The sequence below is a fragment of the Pseudomonas sp. FP2300 genome (assembly GCF_030687595.1).
GTDB classification, from domain to species: Bacteria; Pseudomonadota; Gammaproteobacteria; order Pseudomonadales; family Pseudomonadaceae; genus Aquipseudomonas; species Aquipseudomonas bijieensis.
The window spans coordinates 6,608,754-6,633,639 of the sequence record NZ_CP117440.1; the positions used below are offsets into that span (position 1 = coordinate 6,608,754).

The following is a 24,886-nucleotide window of genomic DNA, read 5'->3' on the forward strand; positions in this document are numbered from 1 at the left end:
GCCTGTTCAACCCTCCGCCGCCCGCTGAGAGGGGGCCGGGGTCAGCGGCAGCTCCAGGCTAAACAGCGCGCCGCTGCCCGGCCCGGCACTCTGCGCGGTCAGATCGCCCCCCATCTCGTGCGCCGCCAGAATGCAGCTGTGCAAACCAAAGCCGTGGCCGTCGACACGCGTGGTGAAGCCGTGCTCGAACACCCGCGCCAGGTTGTCCTGCGCAATCCCCTCGCCGTTGTCCTCGACCTCGACCCGCACGCGCCCATCGTCAACGACCTTCAGGCGCAGGATGATCTGCGGCGGCCGATTCGTACCCGCGTCCAGCGCCTGCTTGGCATTGTTGATCAGATTGACCAGGATCTGCAGCACTCGGTGCTTGTCCAGCGGCATTTGCGGGATATCGATGAATTCCTTGATCAGCGTGATGTGGTGGCGGGTCAGGGATACATCGCAAATGCGTACGACATCCTCGACCAACTCTCGCAGCGAGCCCGGCTCCAATACGCTGGAGTTGCCGGCGTAGGACTGCTGGGTGGCGACGATTTCCTTGATATGGTCGATTCTGCGGGTCAACTGCGCCAACTCGGCGATCATCGCCTGCTGTTCGATGGCCAGCGCATCGGCCAGTTTGTCGAGATAGTCGGGTAGCGCGCGACCTTTAGGGTCGCTGCTGATGAAATCGCCGAGGTCATCGGGATGCTCCCTCATCAGTTGGACGACCTTGGCTACTCCTGGGCCCTTGGATGTATGCACCTTCTCGTACAGGACCTGGGCTGACACGTTGACGCTATTGAGCACATTGCCCACGTTGTGCAGCACGTTGGTGGCGATCTCCGCCATGCCGGCCCGGCGGGCGGTGGTGACCAGTTCGGCCTGCGCCTCGCGCAACTCGTCGTTGACCTTGGCCAATTGCTGCGGGCTGGGAATCTTCAGCGCCGCCGGCACCAACCGGACCAGCAGGATGGCGGTAATCACGGAGGCAATCGCGGTGATCACCTTGACCAGCGCCGACAGCCAGTAATAGGGCTGCCAGATAGTCAGGATCTCCATCACATGGCTGGTGCCGCAGGCCAGGATAAACACGCCAAAGGCCGCCAGCATCCAATCGAACGGCACATCCTTGCGCTTGTGGATAAAGTACAGGAGGGTGAAGGGAATGGTGACGTAGGACAAAGTGATCAAGCCGTCGGCGATCACATTGGTCCACAGCAGGTCCGGACGCCACATATAGCAATGCCCGTGGGGCATGAAACGCTTGTCGGTTAACAGAGCCAGCAGATCGTTCATGGCCACTTCCTCCCTGTGCCGTTGATACAGCCAAGTGCCGACTAGGCAAATCGGAGTCTAGGCCGGTCCCGGGCATTTCGCTTGGGCGGGTGAAGGATGGCATTTGCTGAATCGTATCGCGCTTGCCGCCCCTCGACTGTCACTGACTGTCGCAACATCCTGCCAAATTTTCCTCCCTCAATTTCCGCGCCCACGTTCATCCCCACGACTAACCTTCGAGAGCCGCAGGACGCGGCGCCCCCTTCACTCAAGGAACGATTCATGTCGCTCGCCATTGTCCACAGCCGTGCCCAAGTCGGGGTCGAGGCTCCTGCCGTTACCGTTGAAGTTCACTTGGCCAACGGCTTGCCATCGCTGACGATGGTGGGTCTGCCAGAGGCGGCGGTAAAGGAAAGCAAGGATCGGGTGCGCAGCGCGATCATCAATTCGGGGCTGAATTTCCCGGCGCGGCGCATCACCCTGAACCTGGCTCCGGCAGATCTGCCAAAGGACGGCGGGCGCTTCGACCTGGCCATTGCCTTGGGGATCCTGTCGGCCAGCGTGCAGGTGCCAACCCTGACGCTTGACGATGTGGAATGCCTCGGTGAGCTGGCATTGTCCGGCGCGGTGCGTCCGGTGCGCGGGGTGTTACCCGCGGCACTGGCGGCGCGCAAGGCCGGGCGCATGCTGGTGGTGCCACGGGCCAATGCCGAGGAAGCCTGCCTGGCCTCCGGGCTGAAGGTGATCGCCGTGGATCATCTGCTCGAAGCGGTGGCGCATTTCAACGGTCACACGCCGGTCGAGCCTTTCGTTTCCAATGGACTGCTCTCGGCCAGCAAACCCTACCCCGACCTGAATGAAGTGCAAGGCCAGGCCGGGGCCAAGCGGGCACTGCTGATCGCCGCCGCGGGAGCTCATAACCTGCTGTTCAGCGGGCCACCGGGCACCGGCAAGACACTGCTGGCGAGCCGTTTGCCGGGGCTGTTACCGCCGTTGGCGGAAAGTGAGGCCCTGGAGGTCGCGGCCATCCAGTCGGTGGCCAGTTGCGTGCCGTTGAGCCATTGGCCGCAACGGCCGTTTCGCCAGCCCCACCACTCGGCTTCCGGTCCCGCGCTGGTGGGTGGCGGGTCAAAACCGCAGCCAGGGGAGATCACCCTCGCCCACCATGGCGTGTTGTTTTTAGATGAACTGCCAGAGTTCGACCGCCGGGTGCTGGAGGTCTTGAGGGAGCCGCTGGAGTCTGGGCACATCGTGGTTTCTCGTGCCCGCGACCGAGTCCGCTTCCCGGCGCGTTTCCAGTTGGTGGCAGCAATGAATCCCTGCCCCTGTGGATACCTAGGCGAGCCCAGCGGCCGTTGCTCCTGTACGCCAGACATGGTGCAGCGCTACCGCAATAAGCTCTCCGGCCCCCTGCTGGACCGCATCGACCTGCACCTGACGGTCGCCCGCGAGGCCACGGCGTTGAATCCCAAAAGCGAACCCGGTGCCGATACGGCCACCGTCGCCGAGCACGTGGCCGAAGCCCGGGAACGCCAGCAAAAACGCCAGGGCTGTGCCAACGCATTCCTGGATCTGCCGGGCTTGCGTCGGCATTGCAAACTATCCGCACTCGATGAAACCTGGCTGGAAACCGCTTGCGAACGACTGACCCTGTCGCTGCGCGCCGCCCACCGCCTGCTCAAGGTCGCCCGTACGTTGGCAGACCTTGAGCGGGTGGATCGGATCAGTCGGGAGCACTTGGCCGAGGCGTTGCAGTATCGGCCCGCTACGCCCTGAAGTGCGTCACGGCTTGCTCAGGTCCACCAGCGGCGTACCCCGCACCTCGGTTTCCCGGCCACCCTGGATTTCATCGATGCGTTTGAGGGCTTTATCCACGGCGCCCTTATCCGCCAGCAGGCTGTAGTGGATCTGGAACTGCTTGTGCTCTTTCGGCGCGATCATGGGAACCAGGCCCAGTGGTCGCTGATACCGGCGGTTATAGGAAAAACTGGTGCCTGGCTCCAGCCCGGTCACGTAGCCCTGGCCCTGGGTATCGGTGTTTTTCCACAGGGAGAACACGGGAAGCGTGCTGGTGTTGAAGCCCACCGATACCCCGAGGCTGCCGGCCTTGTTGTGCAGCACGGTAAGGGTGTCGCCCTTGGCGTCGGCGTAGGGCACGACGTTATAGACGGTTTCGTCGTAATCCTTGGTCGGGGCCCGGTAGGTTTGCCAATCGGGCAAGTCGCCCTTGGCCTTGTCGTTGAACGGCGAGACCTGCTTGACCGGTGCCGCGAAACGAGCGCCCTGCTCCAGGAACGGCGTGCTGAAATTGCTGTGGTAGAGCGCTTGGTATTCCTTAGGGTAATCGCCGTTGTTGGTCAGCGTGTCGTTGAGCGCGAACGTCACACTGCCGGGCTCGGTGACCAGTTCGGTCTGCACCGAGAAATCGACCTTCTTGAACGCCTGCTCCTTCAACTCGCCCCGCAGGGTGATGGCATAGGGCGGTTTTTCATCGATGTGCAAGGTGACTTTGTTGGCCGGAATATTGGCGGCGCGACCATGCAGGGTCAGCAGCTCGCCATTGTCCATGCCGGGATGCCCGACCCATTCGTAGCCGCAGCGGGTGACCAGTTCGTTGAAGCCTTCGAGCCACCCCAACCCGCCTCGGCCGTTGAGCTCGATGAACGCCGGGTTGACCACTTCCTTGACGGGCGAGTCCCAGCCCATGCGCACGTCACCGACCGACGCCTGCAGCACATTCATGCCACGGGTCGGGACGACTGAAAGCTTCAGGGTGCCGTTGTCGATGTCGACCACACTGACGCCTTCCTGCCGGCCACCATGCAAGGTGCGCATCGTCACGGAAAAGGGCTTGCCGGTGTTCACGCCGAGTTGCTGGCTGGTGATTTGCCAGGGTTGGGCGGCTTTATCGGTATCCAGCAGGACGTAATCCCACGCCATCGCATGGGAGGCAGCGCCCAAGGCGCCAAGGGTAACGAGGAGTTTGAGCGGAGTCATGGACGCGACCTTTTATTGGAGTTGTGCGGTTTTTATAGTCTTGAAGAAACGTTTCAGCAAGCTTAAAAACAGCAATACCCTTAAAAAAGGCACGCTACAGGATCGGCAGTTCTGTGGGAGCGAGCTTGCTCGCGATGGCGGTGGGTCAGGTTGAGAGGATGTCAGCCGGACAACCTGTGGCGAGGGAGCTTGCTCCCGCTGGCCTGCGCAGCAGGCCCCCAGCATGCTGGCAGGCAAACCGCGTTGTCTGGTTTTACGACTGCTGCGCAGCCGAGCGGGAGCAAGCTCCCTCGCCACAGGGGATGGGTTGGCTTGAGGTGCTGTGGTGGGCTGAGAGGACGGTGATAAATGCTCGCCCAATCGCGAGCAAGCTCGCTCCCACAGGGGTTGTGGGTGAGCTTGCTCGTGACGGCGGTGCTGGAAGCCTCAGCGGAACCGATCGACCTCTTGGCGCAGGTCCTGGGCCAGTTTTTCCAGTTCCTTGGCGGTGAGTGCCAGGTTCGAGACCACTTGCCGCTGTTCGCTGTTGGCCATGGCGATGCTTTGCAGGTTACTGCTGAGCAAGGTCGCAGTACTGCTTTGTTCCTGGGTGGCGGTGGTAATCGCCGCAAATTGCTGGCCGGCCGAGCGACTTTGCTCGTCGATGCGCGCCAGGGCCGAGGCCACGTTGGCGTTACGCGACAGGCCTTCCTGCATCAACAGGTTGCCCTGCTCCATCGTGCTGATGGCATTGCCGGTTTCCTGCTGGATGCTGTTGATCATGCTGGAAATTTCGTCGGTGGCCTGGCGGGTGCGAGATGCCAGGCTGCGGACTTCATCGGCCACCACGGCAAAACCACGGCCCTGCTCGCCTGCGCGGGCGGCTTCGATGGCGGCGTTCAAGGCCAGCAGGTTGGTCTGCTCGGCGATCGAGGTGATAACGCCAACGATACCGCCGATTTCCTGCGAACGCTGGCCCAAGGTATTGATGACCGTGGCGGTGCTGTTCAGCGCACCGGCGATCTGTTCCAGGGACGACGACGCTTCATCCATAGAGGTCCGGCCAATGCGGGTTTGCTGGGCGTTTTCCTGGGCCAGGCGCTCGGTGTTGCCCATGTTGTCGGCAATGTTCAATGAGGTCGCACTGAACTCTTCCACCGCGCCGGCCATGCTGGTGATTTCGCCGGACTGCTGCTCCATGCCTTCATACGCCCCACTGGACAATCCGGACAGCGCCTGGGCGCGGCTGTTGACCTCCTGGGAGGCCTTGCGGATGTGCTCGACCATGGTCGACAAGGCCTGGCTCATCTGGTTGAAGGCACGGGCCAACTGACCGATCTCATCATGACTCGACACATTCAAGCGCACGCTCAGGTCGCCAGCGCCCAAGGCTTCGGCCTGGCGAACCAGATCGCCGAGTGGCGCCAGTTTGCTGCGCAACAGCCACATCGCCGAGCCCACCGCCAACAACATCGCCAGCAGGCTGCCAATGGCCAGCTGAGTACCGACGCTCCAGGTCACGGCGCGGATCTCGGCTTTCGGCATGCTCGCCACCACCGCCCACGGCCCGCCCTCGAACGGTACGGCAACGCTGTAGAAATCTTCGGCGGTATCGGTCCAGAACGCCCCCTTGCCCGGTTTCTTGACCAGCCCAACGATGGTCGCGCTCGCCTGGTCCAGCGCCTGCACGCCGGCCGGCGGCACCAGCCATTTGTTCTGTTCATCCAGCAAGGCCAGCGAACCGGTCTGGCCGATGCGGAAGCGCTTGAGGTTCTCGAACTGCGCATTCTGCGCGTCGGTGTAGTCGAAGCCTACGTACAACACGGCAATGATCTTGCCGCTGCTGTCGCGTACGGGCGTGTACTGCGACATGTAGAAGCGTCCGAAAAGCAGGGCTCGACCGATGTAGCTCTGCCCGCTGATCACCGGACCGTAGGCAGGGCCGGCACGGTCGAGCACGGTACCGATGGCCCGCGTACCGTCCTGTTTGCTGACTGAGGTACTGACGCGGATGAAATCGTCGCCGCTGCGCACGAAAACCGTGGCAACCCCGGCGGTCATCGCTTTGAAGTCATCCACTTCCTTGAAGTTGTTGTTCAACACTTCGCCGCCCAGGCTCAAGCCGGGGGTTTGTACGCCCGCCACCGTCACCGGCTGGTCCGGATGCACGCTCAGGCCGGCGCTGAAGCGCTTTTCGAACAGGCCGGCCAACCGTTGAGTACTCTCGCGCAAGGTACTGTGGAACGTATTGAGCTGATCGGCCATCAGACGCGCTTCGCTGGCCAGGTGCTCTTCACGGGTGGCGAGGTTGGCAGTGTCCAGCGAACGCAGGGCGAAAACGGTACTGCCGGAGATCACGATCGCCAATATCACAGCGAGGGCAAGGCCTAGCTGTGAGGCGATCCGGGCACGGGGTTGAGACATGACGGCTCCTGGCCGAGAGACCGGATCATCCTGATCACGCTCGCACGCTCGGCATTCTATTCGGGTGAGGTGAAAGTTGGCCCTTTCTGCACGAAGGTTCCATGCTCACGGATTCGGCGGCAAAGCCAAATACTTGAGCGGTTCGCAAGGATTAATGCCAAGCGGCTATCACGCCAACTACAACGTTTCAGCCCAGGCGCTCGACGTCGGGTAATTGCATGGCCTTTACTTCACCCTGAAGGAAGTCGCTGAGCCGGCGCAAACGTTCACCACCCGGACGGGTTTTTGGCCAGACCAGGTAATAGTGTTCACCGCTGGCGACTGCGGTCGGCCATGGCAAGCTCAGGCGCCCCTGGGCGACATCCTCGGCCACCATCAGCAGGTCGCCCATGGAAACACCATAGCCGCGTGCCGCCGCGATCATGCCCAGCTCCAGGGTATCGAACACCTGTCCCCCCTTGAGCGAAACCTTGTCGGACAGGCCCATGCGTTGCAGCCAGTTGCGCCAGTCCCGGCGATCCGGCGTGGGGTGCAGCAATTCAGCGCTGGCCAACCGCGCCACATCCCAGGGCTGGTCATTCAACAGGTTCGGCGCGCCCACCGGGATCAACTCCTCGGGAAACAGCAAACTGGCCTCCCAGTCGGCGGGAAAGTGCCCGTTGCCCAGCAATACGGCGCAATCGAAGGGCTCGACGTTGAAGTCCACCGAGTCGATGTCCATCCAGGCACTGGTCAGCTGCACCTCGTTGCCGGGCTGCAAATGCCGGAAGCGACTCAGGCGCGCCAACAACCAGCGCATGGTCAGTGTGGAAGGCGCTTTCATGCGCAGGATGCCATCCTCGCCATGCAAGGTATGACAGGCCCGCTCCAGCGCCATGAAGCCCTCACGTACCCCCGGCAACAGCAACCGCGCCGCCTCGGTCAGTTGCAGGTTGCGCCCGCTGCGCTGGAACAGCCGGCAGGCAAAGTGATCTTCCAGCGTGCGAATGTGCCGGCTGACCGCGCTCTGGGTGATCGACAGCTCTTCAGCGGCCCGGGTGAACGAGCTGTAGCGCGCCGCGGCTTCGAATGCCCGCAGCGCATAAAGAGGCGGAAGACGACGAGACATCGCAAAAGCTCCATGGCGTTGTTTGCCAACCCTACCAGAAACCCATCCAGCATGAGTTTTAATCATGCCAGCGATCTTTTTTATCCTTTTGTGCAATCGGCCGAGAGCGCCGAGAATCGTCGCTTTACTGCCTTGTTTGAACATGGAGCGTGATGATCATGCGGCATCCTGTGCGTACCGAACTCTGGGCCATCCTGCGGCTGGCGGGGCCGTTGATTGCCTCACAGTTGGCGCACATGCTGATGGTGCTCACCGACACCGTGATGATGGCGCGCCTGAGCCCCGAAGCCCTGGCCGGCGGCGGGCTCGGGGCGGCCACCTATTCGTTCGTGTCGATCTTCTGCATTGGCGTGATCGCCGCGGTGGGCACCCTGGTCGCGATCCGCCAGGGCGCGGGCGATGTCGAAGGCGCGACCCGGCTGACCCAGGCCGGGCTGTGGCTGGCCTGGCTGATGGCGCTGATGGCCGGGTTGCTGCTGTGGAACCTCAAGCCCGTACTGCTGATGTTCGGCCAGACCGAAACCAACGTACTCTCCGCCGGACAGTTCCTGCTGGCGCTGCCGTTCGCCCTGCCCGGCTATCTGAGCTTCATGGCCCTGCGCGGCTTCACCAGCGCCATTGGCCGGGCCACACCGGTCATGGTGATCAGCCTCGGCGGCACGGTGGCCAACTTCCTGCTCAACTACGCGCTCATCACCGGCATGTTCGGCCTGCCGAAACTCGGCTTGATGGGGATCGGCCTGGTCACGGCCATCGTCGCCAACTGCATGGCCCTGGCACTGGCCTGGCACATCCATCGGCACCCGGCCTACCGTGCCTACCCCCTGCTCGACGGCCTGTCGCGGCCCAATCGCCAATACCTCAAGGAACTGTGGCGCCTGGGCCTGCCGATTGGCGGCACGTACGCGGTGGAAGTCGGGCTGTTTGCGTTCGCCGCGCTGTGCATGGGCACCATGGGCAGCACACCGTTGGCCGCCCACCAGATCGCCCTGCAAATCGTCTCGGTGGCGTTCATGGTGCCGGCGGGGATGTCCTACGCCATCACCATGCGCATCGGCCAACACTACGGCGCCGGGCAGTTGCCGATGGCGCGCCTGGCCGGTCGGGTCGGGATTGGCTTTGGCGCGGCGGCCATGCTGGCGTTCGCCATGGTGTTCTGGTTGCTGCCCCATCAATTGGTCGGCCTGTTCCTGGACCACGACGACCCGGCGTTCCGCGACGTGATCAACCTGGCCGTGAGCCTGCTGGCCGTGGCGGCATGGTTCGAGCTGTTCGACGGCACGCAAACCATTGCCATGGGCTGCATCCGCGGACTCAAGGACGCCAAGACCACCTTCCTGGTAGGCCTGGGGTGCTATTGGCTGATTGGCGCGCCGGCGGCGTGGTGGATGGCGTTTCACCTCAACTGGGGGCCGACCGGCGTCTGGTGGGGCCTGGCCCTGGGGCTGGCCTGCGCGGCCGTGAGCCTGACAGCGGCGTTTGAATGGAAAATGAAACGGATGATTCGCAGTGAGCCTGGGCAGCAACGTTTCGAGGTCGTTCAGACTGAATGAGCATCCCTTGTGGGAGCGAGCCTGCTCGCGATGGCGATGTGTCAGTCAATATAGCTGCCGACTGGTCTACCGCTATCGCGAGCAGGCTCGCTCCCACAGGAATTTGTATTAGCTCATTTCCAGTGTGGACTGCTGATTGCCATCGAATGTCAGGTATTCAACCAATTCAGGCAGCGGCAACGGCTTGCTGATCAGGAAGCCCTGTACCTGGTCGCAACCAAAGCCGCGCAGCAGGTCCAGTTGCTCCCGGGTTTCCACGCCTTCAGCCACCACCTCCAGGTTGAGGTTGTGGGCCAGGTTGATCATGGCGTGCACCAGCTTGCGATTCTCTTCGCGCTGCTCCATGCCGCCGACGAAGCTCTTGTCGATCTTGAGCAAGGCGATGGGCAGGCTGTTGAGGTGCACGAACGAGGAGAACCCGGTGCCGAAGTCGTCCAGGGAGAAGCGCACCCCCAGGCGACCCAGGGCATCCATGGTCTGCTTGACTAGCTCGCTGCGGCGCATGACGGCGGTTTCGGTGAGTTCGAATTCCAGCCATTGCGCCTCGACCCCCCGTTCGGCAATCAGTCGGCTCAGGGTCGGCAGCAACTGGCTGTCCTGGAACTGCCGGAACGACAGGTTGACTGCCATGTGCAACGGCGCCAGCCCCCGTTCGCGCAGGGCCTGCATGTCCCGCAGCGCCCGGGAAATCACCCAGTAGCCCAGTGGCACGATCAGGCCGCTCTGTTCGGCCAGCGGCACGAACTCACTCGGTGGCAACAATCCGCGTTCGCCATGACGCCAGCGCACCAACGCTTCGAGGCCGACAATGTGGCCGCCATCGAGGTTCAGCCGTGGCTGGTAATGCAGCTCCAACTCGTCACGGCGCAGTGCCCGGCGCAGTTCGCTTTCCAGGTCGGCGAGGCTGCGGGCGTTGCGGTTGATGCGCTCGTTGAAGATATGAAAGGTGCAGCCCTGGGTGCTCTTGGCCTGCTGCATGGCGATGTGGGCGTGCCACATCAGCGGATCGGCGCCGGCCTGGGCACGAGCGTGGGCAACGCCCAGGCTGCAACCGATCAGCAGGCTTTCACCGTCCACCCAATAGGGCTCGGCCAAGGCTTCGGTAATGCGCTCGGCCATCCACTCGGCCCGTTGTGGCGCGCGGCGGGTGTCGATCAGCAGGGCGAATTCATCGCTGCCCAAGCGCGCCAATTGATCGCCGGCCTCGAGCGAGCTCTTGAGTCGCGACACCACTTGCAGGATCAAGCGATCACCGGCCTGATGGCCAAGGGCGTCGTTGGCGTGACGGAAGTTGTCCAGGTCCAGGTGACCGAGGGCCAGGCCCCGGCCATCGTTTTCCGCCAGACGTGCCGCCAGCAGCGTCTGGAAACCCTGGCGATTGGCAATGCCCGTCAACGGGTCCTGTTCGGCAAGGCGCTGCAAGGTGTTTTCCAGCACGCCACGTTCGCGCACATGGCGCAGGCAACGACGCAGGGTCGCGGTGTCGAGGGCATCACGCACCAACCAGTCGCTGACGCCGTCGGGGGCCAGCGCCGGTTCGTGCTCAAGCAACAGGATAGTGGGCAGGCTGCAACGGCCCGGCGCCGGTTGTAACGCCGCAACGGTCAGCAGTACCGCGTTGCGGTTATCTTCGAACAGGCTGCTGACTGACTCCCAGCTCGGGGCGCTGATCAACACGACCGAGGGCCCCATGGGCGCCAGGCACTCGCGCAATATTGCTGACCACGCAGGCTCTTGGGCCAATAACAGCAAACGCAAGGGTTCGACAGGCGTTGACAAGCTGACTCCCTAGACTCTGCAAGGTGGTAGGCGCCGGGCATTATGACGCGCCGATGGGCAATGACCAATGCCAATGGTTCTCAAACACGCGCTTTCGGTGGTTTTTTCCACTCGAAATCCTGTGCTGGACGCAATTGGCCCCACATCCTGCGTGAAAGTAGCAGAAGCGGCAAATGACAATGCGGTGTGCGTCACAAGTCGGACAGAGCAGCACAATTCTCTGAGCCTGTTAAAATGCCGGCCCATTTCGCAAACGAATCCCTGACTCTGTCATGTCCCGACTCAATCCCCGGCAGCAAGAAGCCGTGAACTATGTCGGCGGCCCTCTTTTGGTGCTCGCCGGCGCAGGCTCCGGCAAGACCAGCGTAATCACCCGCAAGATCGCGCACCTGATCCAGAATTGTGGCATCCGCGCCCAGTACATCGTCGCCATGACCTTCACCAACAAGGCCGCCCGGGAAATGAAGGAGCGGGTCGGCGGCCTGCTGCGCGCCGGTGAGGGCCGTGGCTTGACGGTTTGTACCTTCCACAACCTGGGCCTGAACATCATCCGCAAGGAACACGCGCGACTGGGCTACAAACCGGGCTTCTCGATTTTCGACGAGACCGATGTCAAGGCCCTGATGACCGACATCATGCAGAAGGAATACTCGGGCGACGACGGCGTGGACGAGATCAAGAACATGATCGGCGCCTGGAAAAACGACCTGATCCTGCCGCCAGAAGCCCTGGAAAACGCCCGCAACCCCAAGGAGCAGACCGCCGCCATCGTCTACACCCACTACCAGCGCACGCTCAAGGCGTTCAACGCGGTGGATTTCGACGACCTGATCCTGTTGCCGGTCAAGCTGTTCCAGGACCACGCCGACATCCTCGAAAAATGGCAGAACAAGGTCCGCTACCTGCTGGTGGACGAATACCAGGACACCAACGCCAGCCAGTACCTGCTGGTGAAGCTACTGATCGGCAAACGCAACCAGTTCACCGTGGTAGGCGACGACGACCAGTCGATCTATGCCTGGCGCGGCGCGCGGCCGGAAAACCTGATGCTGCTCAAGGAAGACTATCCATCGCTCAAAGTGGTGATGCTGGAGCAGAACTACCGCTCCACCAGCCGCATCCTGCGCTGTGCCAACGTGCTGATTTCCAACAACCCCCACGAGTTCGAAAAGCAACTGTGGAGCGAAATGGGCCACGGTGACGAGATCCGCGTGATCCGTTGCCGCAACGAAGACGCCGAAGCCGAGCGCGTGGCCATGGAAATCCTCAGCCTGCACCTGCGCACCGACCGGCCGTACAGCGATTTTGCGATCCTGTATCGCGGCAACTACCAGGCCAAGCTGATCGAGCTGAAGCTGCAGCATCACCAGATCCCTTATCGCCTGTCGGGGGGCAACAGCTTTTTCGGACGCCAGGAAGTGAAGGACCTGATGGCCTACTTCCGCCTGATCGTGAACCCGGACGACGACAACGCCTTCCTGCGGGTGATCAACGTGCCGCGCCGGGAAATCGGTTCGACCACCCTGGAAAAGCTCGGTAACTACGCCACCGAGCGCAAGATCTCGATGTACGCCGCCACCGACGAAATCGGCCTGGGCGAGCATCTGGACAGCCGCTTCACCGATCGCCTGGCGCGCTTCAAGCGCTTCATGGACAAGGTCCGCGAGCAGTGCGCCGGGGAAGATCCGATCTCGGCACTGCGCAGCATGGTGATGGACATCGACTACGAGAACTGGCTGCGCACCAACAGCTCCAGCGACAAGGCTGCCGATTACCGCATGGGCAACGTCTGGTTCCTGATCGAGGCGTTGAAGAACACCCTGGAAAAAGACGAAGACGGCGACATGACGGTCGAGGACGCCATCGGCAAACTCGTACTGCGGGACATGCTCGAGCGCCAGCAGGAAGAGGAAGACGGCGCCGAAGGCGTGCAAATGATGACGCTGCACGCCTCCAAGGGCCTGGAGTTCCCCTATGTGTTCATCATGGGCATGGAAGAGGAGATCCTGCCACACCGCTCCAGCATCGAGGCCGACACCATCGAAGAAGAACGGCGCCTGGCCTACGTCGGGATTACCCGGGCGCGCCAGACACTGGCCTTCACCTTCGCCGCCAAGCGCAAGCAATACGGCGAAGTGATCGACTGCGCCCCGAGCCGCTTTCTCGATGAACTGCCGCCGGACGACCTGGCCTGGGAAGGCAACGACGACACGCCGACGGAAGTCAAAGTCGTGCGCGGCAACAGCGCCCTGGCGGATATACGCGCGATGTTAAAGCGCTAGAATCGACTACTTTTTCCACCACGCTTTTTACCCAATCCAGACGCTGAAGACGTCACCAGAGGAGGCTTCATGGAAGCCCTGCACCAGAAAATTCGCGAGCAAGGCATCGTGCTTTCCGACCAGGTTCTGAAAGTCGACGCGTTCCTCAACCACCAGATCGACCCGCAGTTGATGAAGCTGATCGGCGATGAATTCGCGGCGCTGTTCAAGGACTCGGGCATCACCAAGATCGTCACCATCGAAGCCTCGGGCATTGCCCCGGCGATCATGACCGGGCTGAACCTCGGCGTGCCGGTGATCTTCGCTCGCAAGCAACAGTCCCTGACCCTGACGGAGAACCTGCTGTCGGCCACCGTGTATTCGTTCACCAAGAAAACCGAAAGCACCGTCGCCATCAGCCCGCGCCACCTGACCAGCAGCGACCGGGTGCTGATCATCGATGACTTCCTCGCCAACGGCAAAGCCTCCCAGGCGCTGATCTCCATCATCAAGCAGGCCGGCGCCACCGTGGCCGGGCTGGGGATCGTGATCGAGAAGTCGTTCCAGGGGGGGCGCGCGGAACTGGATGCCCAGGGCTACCGTGTTGAATCGTTGGCTCGGGTGAAGTCCCTGGCGGACGGTGTCGTCACCTTCATCGAATAACCTTGTGGGAGCGAGCCTGCTCGCGATAGCGATTTGTCTGTCACATCAATGTGCCCGACAGACCGCTATCGCGAGCAGGCTCGCTCCCACAGTGGAATGTGCGCACCGTTAAGGCGCGGTGGCCTTGAGCCCGGCAAGCAACAACCGCTGGAACAACTCCTCCTTCAGTCCTTCGGGATTGGTCAACTGCATCCGCTCCAGATGCCCGGCAAACTCCCAGGGCTGCGGCGCATCCAGCGCCGCCTTGCCCAACTCCAGAATCTCGGTGAGCTTGAACTTGCTCTTGAGCCAGTTCAGTGCCCGCAACAGGTCCCGCTCTATCGCGTCGAAATCACACCCGAGCGGGTACTCCGGAAATAGATTCGGGTGCCGCGCCTGGATGGCCTGTAAACGTTCCGAGGTGTTGTCCGCGAATCGTGGGTCGAGACGGAAATCCTTCGGCAACTTGCCGGCTTTTTGCGCCTGTTCGATCAATCCCGGCTGGAAACGTGAATCGCTGATGTTCAGTAGCGCCTCGATCACCGCGGCATCGGTCTTGCCCCGCAGGTCGGCAATGCCGTACTCGGTCACCACAATGTCGCGCAGGTGCCGGGGAATCGTGCAATGGCCGTACTCCCAGACGATGTTCGAGCTGATCTCGCCTCCGGCCTCACGCCAACTGCGAAGGAGCAGGATCGAACGCCCGCCCTCCAGCGCATGACCCTGGGCGACGAAGTTGTACTGCCCGCCCACGCCGCTGAGCACCCGCCCATCTTCCAACTGATCGGCCACCCCGGCCCCCAGCAGGGTCATGGTGAAGACCGTGTTGATGAAACGGGCATCGAGGCGCTGCAGGCGCTTGAGTTGCTCCTGGCCATACAACTCGTTGATGTAACTGATGCGGGTCATGTTGAATTCGAGACGACGGCTTTGCGGCAACTCGCGCAGACGGTCGTAAAAACTTTGCGGGCCGAGGAAGAATCCGCCGTGTATGCAGATGCCGTCAGGTTGCGCCGCCTCGTCCAGGGTCCCGGCGTTGGCCCGTTCCTGGGTCGGTTCGTCGGGGTAGACCTTGCGCCGGATGATCCCCGCCTCGGCCAGTACCAGCAAACCGTTGACGAACATTTCGCTGCAACCGTACAGCCCTTTGGCAAACGGCTCGACGCCGCCCTCGCGCTCGATCAGTTGCGCCCACTGGCTAAGGTTCAGGTCCGCCAGCAACGCCTGGTAACCAGCGTTATCGGCCTGGCGCGCCAGCAGGGCCGCCGTCAATGCATCACCCATGGAGCCGATGCCGATCTGCAGCGTTCCGCCGTCGCGCACCAGGGTACTGGCGTGCAGGCCGATCAGATGATCCTGGAAGCCCACCGGCATGTTCGGTGTAGAGAACAATGTGTGATTGTCCTTCTCGTCGATCAGCAGGTCGAAAGTGTCGATGCCGACTTCCGCGTCGCCCGGCATGTAGGGCAAATCGTTATGTACCTGGCCGACCAGGAGGATGGTCTCCCCGGCCGCCCGGCGCTTGGCGATCATCGGCAGCAGATCCAGGGTGATGTCCGGGTTGCAGCTCAGGCTCAGGCGATCCGGGTGCTGTGGGTCGCTCGCCAGCAACTGCGCCACCAGGTTCAAGCCGGCCGCGTTGATGTCCCGGGCCGCGTGGCTGTAGTTGCTGCTGACGTAGTTCTGCTGGGCCGACGCGCTGTGCAACAGGCTGCCGGGCTGCATGAAGAACTGCTCGACCCGTATATTGGCCGGCAGGCTGTCGTGGTGCAGGTCGGCCAGGTAATCCAGTTCGGGGTAATCACCGAAGACCCGTTCGATAAAGGGTTCGAGGAAGCGCTTCTGCAAACCATCGCCCAGGTTCGGCCGGCCCAGGCTCAGGGCGGTGTAGATCGTCAGCTGTCGCTCGGGCAGTTGGGCGATGCGCCGGTACAACGCGTTGGCGAACAGATTGGGTTTGCCCAGCCCCAGGGGCATGCCGAGGTGAATATGCGCGGGCAGGCGCTGGAGCACGTCATCCACCGCCTGTTCGATTGAACACAACTGCACCATCGGACCCTCCTGGACATTCCATGAATGTGGGTTGGACCGAGCTTGCCGCGTCTTGGTTGCGATGAACAGCCCTGGCAAAACAGCGGACGCAAAAAAGCCGCTCGTAAGCGGCTTTTTTGTGAAGGATGTCGGCGTATTACAGGCCAGACATCTCTTTGATGGCGCCCTTGAGGTCGTCATCCGAGCAATCGGCGCAGGTGCCTTTTGGCGGCATGGAGTTAATGCCGGTGATGGCCTTGGCCAGGATGCCGTCGAGACCGCCCTGGTGATCGGCGCGCTCTTTCCAGGCAGCCTTGTCACCGATTTTCGGCGCACCCAGCAGGCCCGTGCCATGGCAAGCGTTGCAGTGTTTCGCAATCACATCAGCCGGCTTCTTGGCACCACCCGCGCCGCCAGCGGCAGTGGCAACTTCCATGCCCTTGCATTCTTTCCCCTGAACGCAGACCTGGCCGACCGGTTCAAGGCGCTTGGCGATTTCGTCGGTGGTCGCCGCTTGGGCACTGACTGCCCATAGGGCCAATACGGTTGCTGGTGCAGCCAGCATTTTCATAATTAGGTTCACGCGTACACCCTCAATGGTGGCTAGTCACGCCTGCGGCCACGGTTTGCAGGCGGGCGCAAGTATAGCGGTAAGCCCGTCACACTGAAACAACCCCAAAGTCGTAAGGGTCTTGTTTGCAATGTCGGCACATTCTCCGTGTGCCTTTGCCCGGCGGGCCTGGCGCCCTTTTTCTAGAAATTGGCCGGTGTGGCTGCGCTGATCAGTCGCGCCGGCACATCGAACGGATTACGGAAACGGTGGGGCTTGGTGCTTTCGAAATAGTAGCTGTCGCCAGCTTCGAGTACGAAGGTCTCGACACCGACCACCAGCTCCAGCCGCCCTTCCACCAGGATCCCGGTTTCCTCGCCCTCATGGGTGAGCATCTCTTCACCCGTGTCGGCGCCCGGCGGATAGATTTCGTTGAGAAAGGCAATCGCCCGGCTCGGGTGTGCCCTGCCCACCAGCTTCATGGTCACGGCGCCGTCGGAGATGTCGATCAGTTCGTTGGCTTTGTAGACGATCTGGGTCGGTTTCTCCTGAAGGATTTCTTCGGAGAAAAACTCGACCATGGACATGGGAATCCCGCCAAGGACCTTACGCAGCGAGCTGATCGAGGGGCTGACGCTGTTCTTCTCGATCATCGAAATAGTGCTGTTGGTGACGCCCGCGCGCTTGGCGAGTTCACGCTGGGAAAGGCCTTTGAGTTTACGAATGGCTTGCAGTCGTTCACCGACGTCCAATGCTGGAGCCTCCAGGGAATCAGGTTGTGTGGAAAGTGAGCGTTATCATGGCGACAGCGTTCAGTATTTACAACACTTTGACCCGAATCCTGTGCGGTGAAGCGACTTTCGGTAGCGCGCGCCGTGCGTCAATGCCCGGAATAGAGCCGTGGCACCCGCCGCAGATTGCAGAAAATCTGATAGGGAATCGTGTCGGCGGCCTTGGCGACGTCACTGGCGAGGATGTTCTTGCCCCACAACTCCACAGTCGAGCCGAGCCCGGCCTGGGGGATATGGGTCAAGTCGACAGCCAGCATGTCCATCGACACCCGCCCGACCAACTGGCTGCGCTGCCCCTCCACCAGCACCGGAGTACCGGTGGGGGCCTGGCGTGGGTAGCCGTCGGCATAGCCCATGGCGACCACGCCAACCCGGGTCGGTTGCGTGGTCACAAAACGGGCACCATAGCCCACCGGTTCGCCGGCGGGCAATTCGCGCACACTGATGATCTTCGACTCCAGGGTCATCACCGGTTGCAGGCGCGAGGCGACGGCATTGGGCTCGTCAAAGGGCGTGGCACCGTAGAGCATGATGCCCGGGCGCACCCAGTCACTGGGTATCTGCGGCCAGCCCAGCACCGCTGGTGAGTTGCGCAGGCTGATCTGCGCCACCAGGCCCTGGCGGGCTTTGTCGAATATCGCCAGTTGCTCGGTGCTGCTGGGGTCGTGCAGTTCATCGGCACGGGCGAAGTGGCTCATCAAGACAATCTTCGCCACCTTGCCACTGGCGAGCAGACGACGGTAGGCGGCCTGGTAGTCCGCCGGATGCAGGCCAACCCGGTGCATGCCCGAATCGAGCTTGAGCCAGACAGTGATCGGCTGGCTCAGCGCGGCTTTTTCAATCGCTTCGAGCTGCCACAACGAATGCACCACGCACCAGAAATCGTGCTCGACGATCAGCGGCAGTTCATCGGCTTCGAAGAACCCTTCCAGCAGCAGGATCGGCCCACGGATCCCGGCGGCCCGCAGTTCCAGGGCTTCTTCGATGCAGGCCACGGCGAACCCGTCCGCCGTTTCCTGCAGCGCCTCGGCGCAACGCACCGCACCGTGCCCGTAGGCGTCGGCCTTGATCACCGCCAAGGCCTTGGCCCCGGTGACTTCGCGGGCCAATTGGTAATTGTGACGCAGGGCTTGAAGGTCGATCAGGGCACGGGCTGGACGCATGGCGGCAGACTTCTAGGCGGTCATTGAATAAAAAACCGGCGCCGGCTGACAGCATAACCACCAACAGCGCCGGGAGAGGGATCGTTTGGCCGGTATTACGGCAGCGCAGCCACGACGGACAGCTCCACCAGAATCTCCGGCTCGCACAGCTTGGCTTGCACCGTGGCGCGGGCCGGGGCGACGCCTTTGGGCAACCATTTGTCCCAGACGGCGTTCATGCCTTCGAAGTGCGCCTCGATGTCTTTCAGGTAGATCGTCACCGACAACAGACGGTTCTTGTCGGTCCCGGCCAAGTCCAGCAAGCGCTCGATGTTGGCCAGGGTCTCACGGGTCTGCTGCTCGATACCGGCGCTCATGTCGTCGCCGACCTGCCCCGCCAGGTAAACGGTGCCGTTGTGCACGACAACCTGGCTCATGCGGTCATTGGTGAGCTGGCGCTGGATTGACATGTTTTGCAGACTCCTGGTGTTTGCTGCCATAACGGGAAATATCGAGGCCTTCGGCGCTGATCTGCGGTTTTTTCTTCGCCATCAGGTCGGCCAACAGGCGACCGGAACCACAGGCCATGGTCCACCCGAGGGTGCCGTGACCGGTGTTCAGGAACAGATTCTTGAAGGACGTGGCACCCACGATCGGCGTGCCGTCCGGGGTGGTCGGGCGCAGGCCGGTCCAGAAACTCGCCTCGGCCAGATTGCCGCCCTGAGGATAAAGGTCGTTGACGATCATCTCCAGGGTTTCGCGCCGACGCGGGTTGAGAGACAGGTCAAAACCGGCGATTTCCGCCATGCCGCCCACCCGAATGCGGTTGTCGAACCGGGTGATCGCGACCTTGTAGGTTTCGTCGAGGATGGTCGAAGTCGGCGCCATCGCCGGATTGGTGATCGGCACGGTCAGGGAGTAACCCTTGAGCGGATACACCGGTGCGCGGATCCCGAGGGGCTTGAGCAATTGCGGCGAATAGCTGCCCAGGGCGAGCACATAGCGGTCGGCGGTTTCCAGCTTGCCGTCGATCCAGACACCGTTGATGCGGTCACCGGCGAAGTCCAGGCGCTGGATATCCTGGCCGAAGCGAAATTGCACACCCAGCTTCGTCGCCATTTCCGCCAGGCGCGTGGTGAACATCTGGCAATCGCCAGTCTGGTCGTTGGGCAGGCGCAAGGCGCCAGCCAGGATGTCGGTGACATTGGCCAGGGCCGGTTCGACCCGGGCGATGCCCGCACGGTCGAGCACTTCGAACGGTACACCGGACTCTTTCAACACCGCGATGTCTTTCGCCGCGCCATCGAGCTGGGCCTGGGTGCGGAACAACTGTGTGGTCCCCAGGCTGCGGCCTTCGTAGGCAATGCCGGTTTCGGCGCGCAGCTCGTCCAGGCAATCACGGCTGTACTCGGACAGGCGCACCATGCGCTCCTTGTTGATGGCATAGCGGCTGGCGGTGCAATTGCGCAGCATCTGTGCCATCCACAGGTATTGGTCAATGTCGGCAGTGGCCTTGATCGCCAGCGGCGCATGGCGCTGCAGCAGCCATTTGATGGCCTTGAGCGGTACGCCCGGCGCGGCCCACGGCGAGGCATACCCCGGCGACACCTGGCCGGCATTGGCGAAACTGGTTTCCATCGCAGGCGCTGGCTGACGGTCGACCACCACCACTTCGAATCCGGCCCGGGCCAGATAGTAAGCACTGACGGTACCGATGACGCCGCTACCCAATACCAGAACGCGCATGTTGATGCCCTCATCGCGGATAACCGCTGACGTTTGTTGTACATAGCTCAGATGGGCGCAGTGTAAGAAAGATTAGCCAGTGCTTTTCACTATATAAATGCCTATATTTGGCGAGAATTCTCGGCAATAACCCTTTTTACGGAGGCGCATCCCCTGTGCGTACCAACACCCAGACCAAACGCGAGCTGGACAAGATCGACCGCAACATCCTGCGCATCCTTCAGGCGGACGGACGAATCTCCTTCACCGAGCTGGGAGAAAAGGTCGGCCTTTCCACCACGCCTTGCACCGAGCGGGTACGGCGCCTGGAGCGCGAGGGCATCATCATGGGCTACAACGCCCGGCTCAACCCGCAACATTTGAAGGGTAGCCTGCTGGTGTTTGTCGAGATCAGCCTCGATTACAAATCCGGCGATACGTTCGAAGAATTCCGGCGCGCAGTGCTGAAGCTGCCTCACGTGCTGGAATGTCACCTGGTGTCAGGGGATTTCGATTATCTGGTGAAAGCACGGATTTCCGAGATGGCTTCGTACCGCAAGCTACTGGGAGACATCCTGCTCAAGCTGCCCCATGTGCGCGAATCCAAGAGCTATATCGTCATGGAAGAGGTGAAGGAGAGCTTGAACCTGCCGATTCCGGATTGAGCCTGGCTTAAGGCAATGGTTATCTGGACGGCCGCTTTCGCGAGCAGGCTCGCCCCCACACAGAGATCCATTGTGGGAGCGGGCTTGCTCGCGAAGGCCGCGACTCGGTATCGCTGCCTGCTAGACCAACACCTGCCGGTTGCTGGCCATGTATTCATGAATCTGCTGCTCGACCCGCGGATGAATCAGTTCCACCGGCCGCCGCCCATTGGGGCATGGCAGGGTCGCCGTGGTGCCGAACAGCCGACAGATCAGCGGTCGCTCGTCATACACGGTGCAACCGTTGGGGCCCAAGTGCACGCAGTCGAGCGCGTCCATGGCCGCGTCCTGTTCGGCGCGAGTCTTGCGGGGCAAGCGGGCCATTTCCTCGGGCGAGGTGGTCACCGGACCACAGCAGTCATGGCAGCCCGGCACGCACTCGAACGTGGGAATCTGCTGGCGAAGCGTGCGGATTTTTTGACTGTTGCAGCTCATCGAGGCGGCTACCGGGAAAGATGGTCCGGGATTTTGCCTTAAAAGCCACGGGCCAGACAGCGCCAACCGACCGGTGTTGCCCAGGGAGGAATCCCCGGCTTATGCTCCGTAAAATTTCTCAAACACAATAATCAGGATTACGCACATGAACGCCCGTGTTCAGCAACCTGTCCCGAGCCACGCGCACGCCGCCTCTTATTACGCCGCCAGCAGCCTGCCGCAACCGGACCATCCGGTATTGCAGGGGGAGTTGGTGACGGATGTCTGCGTCGTGGGTGGTGGGTTTTCCGGGTTGAACACGGCGATCGAACTGGCCGAGCGCGGCCTGAGCGTAGTGCTGCTAGAGGCGCACAGGATCGGCTGGGGCGCCAGCGGGCGTAACGGCGGTCAACTGATTCGCGGCGTCGGCCATGGTCTCGATCAGTTCGAGCCGATCATTGGTGCCGACGGCGTACGCCAGATGAAGCTCATGGGCCTTGAGGCCGTGGAAATCGTCCGACAACGTGTCGAGCGTTTTCAGATTCCTTGCGACCTCACTTGGGGTTACTGCGACCTCGCCAACAAGCCCAGCGACCTGGAAGGCTTCGCCGAAGATGCCGAAGAGCTGCGCAGCCTGGGCTATCGCCACCAGACCCGGCTGCTGCAAGCCGACGAAATGCACAGCGTCGTGGGTTCGGATCGCTACGTCGGCGGGTTGATCGACATGGGCTCGGGCCATCTGCATCCGCTGAACCTGGCCCTGGGCGAAGCCGCCGCCGCGCAGCAACTGGGAGTCAGGCTGTTCGAGCAATCGGCAGTCACGCGTATCGACTACGGCCCTGAAGTGAAGGTGCACACCCAGCAGGGTTCGGTTCGCGCCAAGACGCTGGTACTGGGCTGCAACGCCTACCTCAATGGACTCAATCCGCAACTGGGCGGCAAAGTGCTGCCGGCCGGCAGCTACATCATCGCCACCGAACCCTTGAGCCAAGCCCAGGCACAGGCGTTATTGCCACAGAACATGGCGGTCTGCGATCAACGCGTGGCGTTGGACTACTACCGGCTTTCGGCGGATCGACGCCTGTTGTTCGGCGGGGCCTGCCACTATTCCGGCCGGGACCCGCAGGACATTGGCGCCTACATGCGTCCGAAGATGCTCAAGGTATTCCCGCAGTTGGCGCAGGTGAAAATCGATTATCAATGGGGCGGGATGATCGGCATCGGTGCCAACCGTTTGCCGCAGATCGGCCGGCTCAAGGACCAGCCCAATGTGTATTACGCCCAGGCTTATTCCGGCCATGGCGTGAACGCCACGCACCTGGCCGGCAAATTGTTGGCCGAAGCGATCAGCGGACAGCACAGCAGTGGCTTCGATCTGTTCGCGCGGGTCCCGCACATGACTTTCCCCGGCGGCAAGCACCTGCGATCGCCGCTGTTGGCACTGGGGATGTTGTGGCATCGGTTGAAAGAGTTGGTTTAAAGAGCTTCACCACGACTGACGACGCTATCGCGAGCAAGCCTTGCTCCCACAGGTCACGTTCATATCTGTGGGAGCAAGCAAATCTGTGGGAGCAAGGCTTGCCCGCGATAGCAATCTCAGGCCCCACACCGCTTCAAAGCCGCCAGAACGGTTTCAACCCCTCCTCCCGCGCCTGCTCCCGGCTCAGCCCGATATCACGCAACTGTTCGGGTGTAAGTTCCAACAAGGCTTTGCGTGTATGCAGACGATGCCAGAACAGGGCCCAGCGGCTCAGGTCGGACGGCGCATTGCGCAACATTGCGTCGCGCAGCCCATTCTCCTGCCCTGCCGCCAGTTCCTGACTGTGTAACGTCAGCCGCACATCGCTCAAGCCGTTCATTTTGATCGCTCCTGTTTACTTGGGTAGCCAGAGGTTTCATGATGCGCGGACAGTCAAAAGCAATACAGATTCAACCTATTTATTTTATAAGCATACAGATTCGGTTTCTGCGCCACTGAATCGTCATTTTCCAACCCAACTGTATCGGTTGCAGTTGTCCATCTCATCGGGAGTGCACCATGACCCTCTACGTGAACCTCGCCGAACTGCTCGGCACCCGCATCGAACAGGGCTTCTACCGTCCCGGCGACCGGCTGCCCTCAGTGCGGGCATTGAGCACGGAACATGGGGTCAGCTTGAGTACGGTGCAGCAGGCCTATCGCGTGCTGGAAGACAGCGGGCTGGCAATGCCGAGACCCAAGTCCGGCTATTTCGTACCTGTGGGTCGCGAACTGCCAGACCTGCCGGTGGTAGGCCGTCCGGCCCAGCGTCCAGTGGATATTTCCCAGTGGGACCAGGTGCTGGAACTGATCCGCGCCGTACCCCGCCCGGACGTGGTGCAACTGGGACGCGGCATGCCGGATATCAATTCGCCGACCATGAAACCGCTGCTACGCAGCCTGGCGCAGATCAGCCGCCGACAAGACATGCCTGGCCTGTATTACGACAACATCTACGGCAACCTCGCGTTGCGCGAACAGATCGCCCGCCTGTCGCTGGATTCCGGCTGCCAACTGGGCCCCAACGATTTGATCGTCACCACCGGCTGTCATGAGGCCCTGTCGGTCAGCATCCGCGCCACCTGCGAACAAGGCGATATCGTCGCGGTGGACTCACCCAGCTTTCATGGAGCCATGCAAACTCTCAAGGGCCTGGGCATGAAGGCTTTGGAGATCCCCACCGACCCGCTCACCGGCATCAGCCTGGACGCACTGGAACTGGCGCTGGAGCAATGGCCCATCAAGGCCATACAGTTGACCCCCAGCTGTAACAACCCGCTGGGCTACATCATGCCCGACGCTAATAAACGCGCGCTGCTGAACCTGGCACAGCGTTTCGACGTGGCGATCATCGAGGATGATGTGTATGGAGAATTGGCCTACACCTACCCTCGCCCACGCACCATCAAGTCCTTCGATGAAGACGGCCGCGTCCTGCTCTGCAGTTCTTTTTCCAAGACCCTGGCCCCAGGCCTGCGAATTGGCTGGGTCGCGCCGGGCCGGTATCTGGAGCGGGTGCTGCACATGAAATACATCAGCACCGGCTCCACCGCGCCACAGCCGCAGATTGCCATTGCCGAATTTCTCAAGGGCGGACATTTCGAACCCCATTTGCGCCGGATGCGCACGCAATACCAGCGCAATCGCGACGTGATGATCGATTGGGTCAGCCGCTACTTTCCGTCGGGCACCCGTGCCAGTCGCCCGCGGGGCAGCTTCATGCTGTGGGTCGAGTTGCCGGAAGGCTTCGACACATTGAAGCTCAATCGGGTCCTGCTGGACCGAGGCGTGCAGGTCGCAGTCGGCAGCATCTTTTCGGCATCGGGCAAGTACCGCAACTGTCTGCGGATGAACTACGCTGCCAAGCCAACGGCGCAGATCGAAGAGGCCGTACGCAAAGTGGGCGCCGCTGCCATCGCGTTGTTGAACGAAACCCAGCGCGACGTCGTCTGAGCTTTATCCAGGGAAGCAGTACCCAACAGCCGATCAACGCAAACAAGCGGAACGCTC

General features: G+C 61.8%; 20 protein-coding genes and 1 pseudogene. 7 read left to right on the top strand and 14 right to left on the bottom strand.

The annotated features are described in order from the left end of the window. Nucleotides 1-6: 6 nt before the first annotated feature. Nucleotides 7-1,278, bottom strand: coding sequence for a sensor histidine kinase (locus PSH86_RS29575; RefSeq protein ID WP_116833737.1), 1,272 nt, complete (start codon nt 1,276-1,278; stop codon nt 7-9). Nucleotides 1,279-1,539: 261 nt separating this feature from the next. On the opposite strand from PSH86_RS29575, the gene PSH86_RS29580 reads away from it, so the two are divergent. Beyond that, nucleotides 1,540-3,033: a YifB family Mg chelatase-like AAA ATPase gene (locus PSH86_RS29580; protein WP_116833738.1), complete on the top strand. Its 1,494-nt coding sequence runs from the start codon at nt 1,540-1,542 to the stop codon at nt 3,031-3,033. A gap of 6 nt (nt 3,034-3,039) precedes the next feature. On the opposite strand, the gene PSH86_RS29585 is transcribed toward PSH86_RS29580, so the two are convergent. The 4 genes and pseudogenes from PSH86_RS29585 to PSH86_RS29595 form a co-directional block, all read right to left on the bottom strand. Beyond that, nucleotides 3,040-4,254 carry an aldose 1-epimerase family protein gene (locus PSH86_RS29585; RefSeq protein WP_305486761.1) on the bottom strand — a complete coding sequence of 405 codons (1,215 nt, stop codon included), beginning with the start codon at nt 4,252-4,254 and terminating at the stop codon, nt 3,040-3,042. A gap of 426 nt (nt 4,255-4,680) precedes the next feature. Then, nucleotides 4,681-5,541, bottom strand: coding sequence for a methyl-accepting chemotaxis protein (locus PSH86_RS30775; RefSeq protein ID WP_370873841.1), 861 nt, complete (start codon nt 5,539-5,541; stop codon nt 4,681-4,683). Between the two features lie 42 nt (nt 5,542-5,583). Continuing rightward, a pseudogene (locus PSH86_RS30780) lies at nt 5,584-6,657 on the bottom strand (Cache 3/Cache 2 fusion domain-containing protein); the annotation flags it as partial. A gap of 187 nt (nt 6,658-6,844) precedes the next feature. Next, on the bottom strand, nt 6,845-7,765 hold the full coding sequence (locus PSH86_RS29595) for a LysR substrate-binding domain-containing protein (protein WP_109752684.1): 921 nt from the start codon (nt 7,763-7,765) through the stop codon (nt 6,845-6,847). Between the two features lie 158 nt (nt 7,766-7,923). Here PSH86_RS29595 and PSH86_RS29600 point away from each other — a divergent pair, with 158 nt between their 5' ends. Next, complete coding sequence (locus PSH86_RS29600) at nt 7,924-9,318, top strand: NorM family multidrug efflux MATE transporter (protein ID WP_212801616.1); 1,395 nt, start codon at nt 7,924-7,926, stop codon at nt 9,316-9,318. Between the two features lie 108 nt (nt 9,319-9,426). Here the strand turns inward: PSH86_RS29600 and PSH86_RS29605 are convergent, their stop codons facing one another. Continuing rightward, the gene (locus PSH86_RS29605) at nt 9,427-11,097 is read right to left on the bottom strand and encodes a bifunctional diguanylate cyclase/phosphodiesterase (RefSeq protein ID WP_109752686.1); all 1,671 of its coding nucleotides are present in this window, start codon (nt 11,095-11,097) and stop codon (nt 9,427-9,429) included. Nucleotides 11,098-11,369: 272 nt separating this feature from the next. On the opposite strand from PSH86_RS29605, the gene rep reads away from it, so the two are divergent. Next, nucleotides 11,370-13,379 (top strand): DNA helicase Rep, encoded by a 2,010-nt coding sequence (gene rep, locus PSH86_RS29610; protein ID WP_109752688.1) that lies wholly within the window; start codon nt 11,370-11,372, stop codon nt 13,377-13,379. A 69-nt stretch (nt 13,380-13,448) separates the two neighbouring features. Next, nucleotides 13,449-14,021, top strand: a complete 573-nt coding sequence (locus tag PSH86_RS29615; protein ID WP_109752690.1) for a xanthine phosphoribosyltransferase — start codon at nt 13,449-13,451, stop codon at nt 14,019-14,021. A 108-nt stretch (nt 14,022-14,129) separates the two neighbouring features. Here PSH86_RS29615 and PSH86_RS29620 read toward each other — a convergent pair whose 3' ends face one another. From PSH86_RS29620 to dadA, 6 genes are all read right to left on the bottom strand, one after another. Further along, entirely contained in the window at nt 14,130-16,052 is a 1,923-nt protein-coding gene (locus PSH86_RS29620; protein ID WP_232199868.1) for an acetyl-CoA hydrolase/transferase C-terminal domain-containing protein, read from the bottom strand. A gap of 136 nt (nt 16,053-16,188) precedes the next feature. Beyond that, complete coding sequence (locus tag PSH86_RS29625) at nt 16,189-16,602, bottom strand: cytochrome c5 family protein (RefSeq protein ID WP_003206840.1); 414 nt, start codon at nt 16,600-16,602, stop codon at nt 16,189-16,191. A 182-nt stretch (nt 16,603-16,784) separates the two neighbouring features. Then, nucleotides 16,785-17,333 carry a cupin domain-containing protein gene (locus tag PSH86_RS29630; RefSeq protein WP_109752694.1) on the bottom strand — a complete coding sequence of 183 codons (549 nt, stop codon included), beginning with the start codon at nt 17,331-17,333 and terminating at the stop codon, nt 16,785-16,787. Between the two features lie 128 nt (nt 17,334-17,461). Further along, nucleotides 17,462-18,535, bottom strand: coding sequence for an alanine racemase (gene alr / locus PSH86_RS29635; RefSeq protein ID WP_116833740.1), 1,074 nt, complete (start codon nt 18,533-18,535; stop codon nt 17,462-17,464). A gap of 95 nt (nt 18,536-18,630) precedes the next feature. Next, entirely contained in the window at nt 18,631-18,984 is a 354-nt protein-coding gene (locus PSH86_RS29640; protein ID WP_109752699.1) for a RidA family protein, read from the bottom strand. Further along, nucleotides 18,956-20,260, bottom strand: a complete 1,305-nt coding sequence (gene dadA, locus PSH86_RS29645) for a D-amino acid dehydrogenase (protein WP_305486768.1) — start codon at nt 20,258-20,260, stop codon at nt 18,956-18,958. Before dadA ends, PSH86_RS29640 begins: the two co-directional genes overlap by 29 nt. A gap of 155 nt (nt 20,261-20,415) precedes the next feature. Here dadA and PSH86_RS29650 point away from each other — a divergent pair, with 155 nt between their 5' ends. Beyond that, nucleotides 20,416-20,904, top strand: a complete 489-nt coding sequence (locus tag PSH86_RS29650; RefSeq protein ID WP_003206849.1) for an Lrp/AsnC ligand binding domain-containing protein — start codon at nt 20,416-20,418, stop codon at nt 20,902-20,904. A gap of 120 nt (nt 20,905-21,024) precedes the next feature. Here the strand turns inward: PSH86_RS29650 and PSH86_RS29655 are convergent, their stop codons facing one another. Further along, a complete protein-coding gene (locus PSH86_RS29655; RefSeq protein ID WP_109752703.1) occupies nt 21,025-21,378 on the bottom strand; it encodes a YkgJ family cysteine cluster protein in 354 nt (117 codons plus the stop codon). 145 nt (nt 21,379-21,523) lie between these two features. On the opposite strand from PSH86_RS29655, the gene PSH86_RS29660 reads away from it, so the two are divergent. After that, nucleotides 21,524-22,837: an FAD-binding oxidoreductase gene (locus tag PSH86_RS29660; RefSeq protein WP_109752704.1), complete on the top strand. Its 1,314-nt coding sequence runs from the start codon at nt 21,524-21,526 to the stop codon at nt 22,835-22,837. Between the two features lie 133 nt (nt 22,838-22,970). Here PSH86_RS29660 and PSH86_RS29665 read toward each other — a convergent pair whose 3' ends face one another. Next, nucleotides 22,971-23,216 (bottom strand): DUF1127 domain-containing protein, encoded by a 246-nt coding sequence (locus PSH86_RS29665; protein WP_134926397.1) that lies wholly within the window; start codon nt 23,214-23,216, stop codon nt 22,971-22,973. A 179-nt stretch (nt 23,217-23,395) separates the two neighbouring features. Between PSH86_RS29665 and PSH86_RS29670 the strand changes: the two genes are divergently transcribed. Continuing rightward, the gene (locus tag PSH86_RS29670) at nt 23,396-24,829 is read left to right on the top strand and encodes a PLP-dependent aminotransferase family protein (protein WP_109752706.1); all 1,434 of its coding nucleotides are present in this window, start codon (nt 23,396-23,398) and stop codon (nt 24,827-24,829) included. The last annotated feature ends 57 nt before the right edge of the window (nt 24,830-24,886 follow it).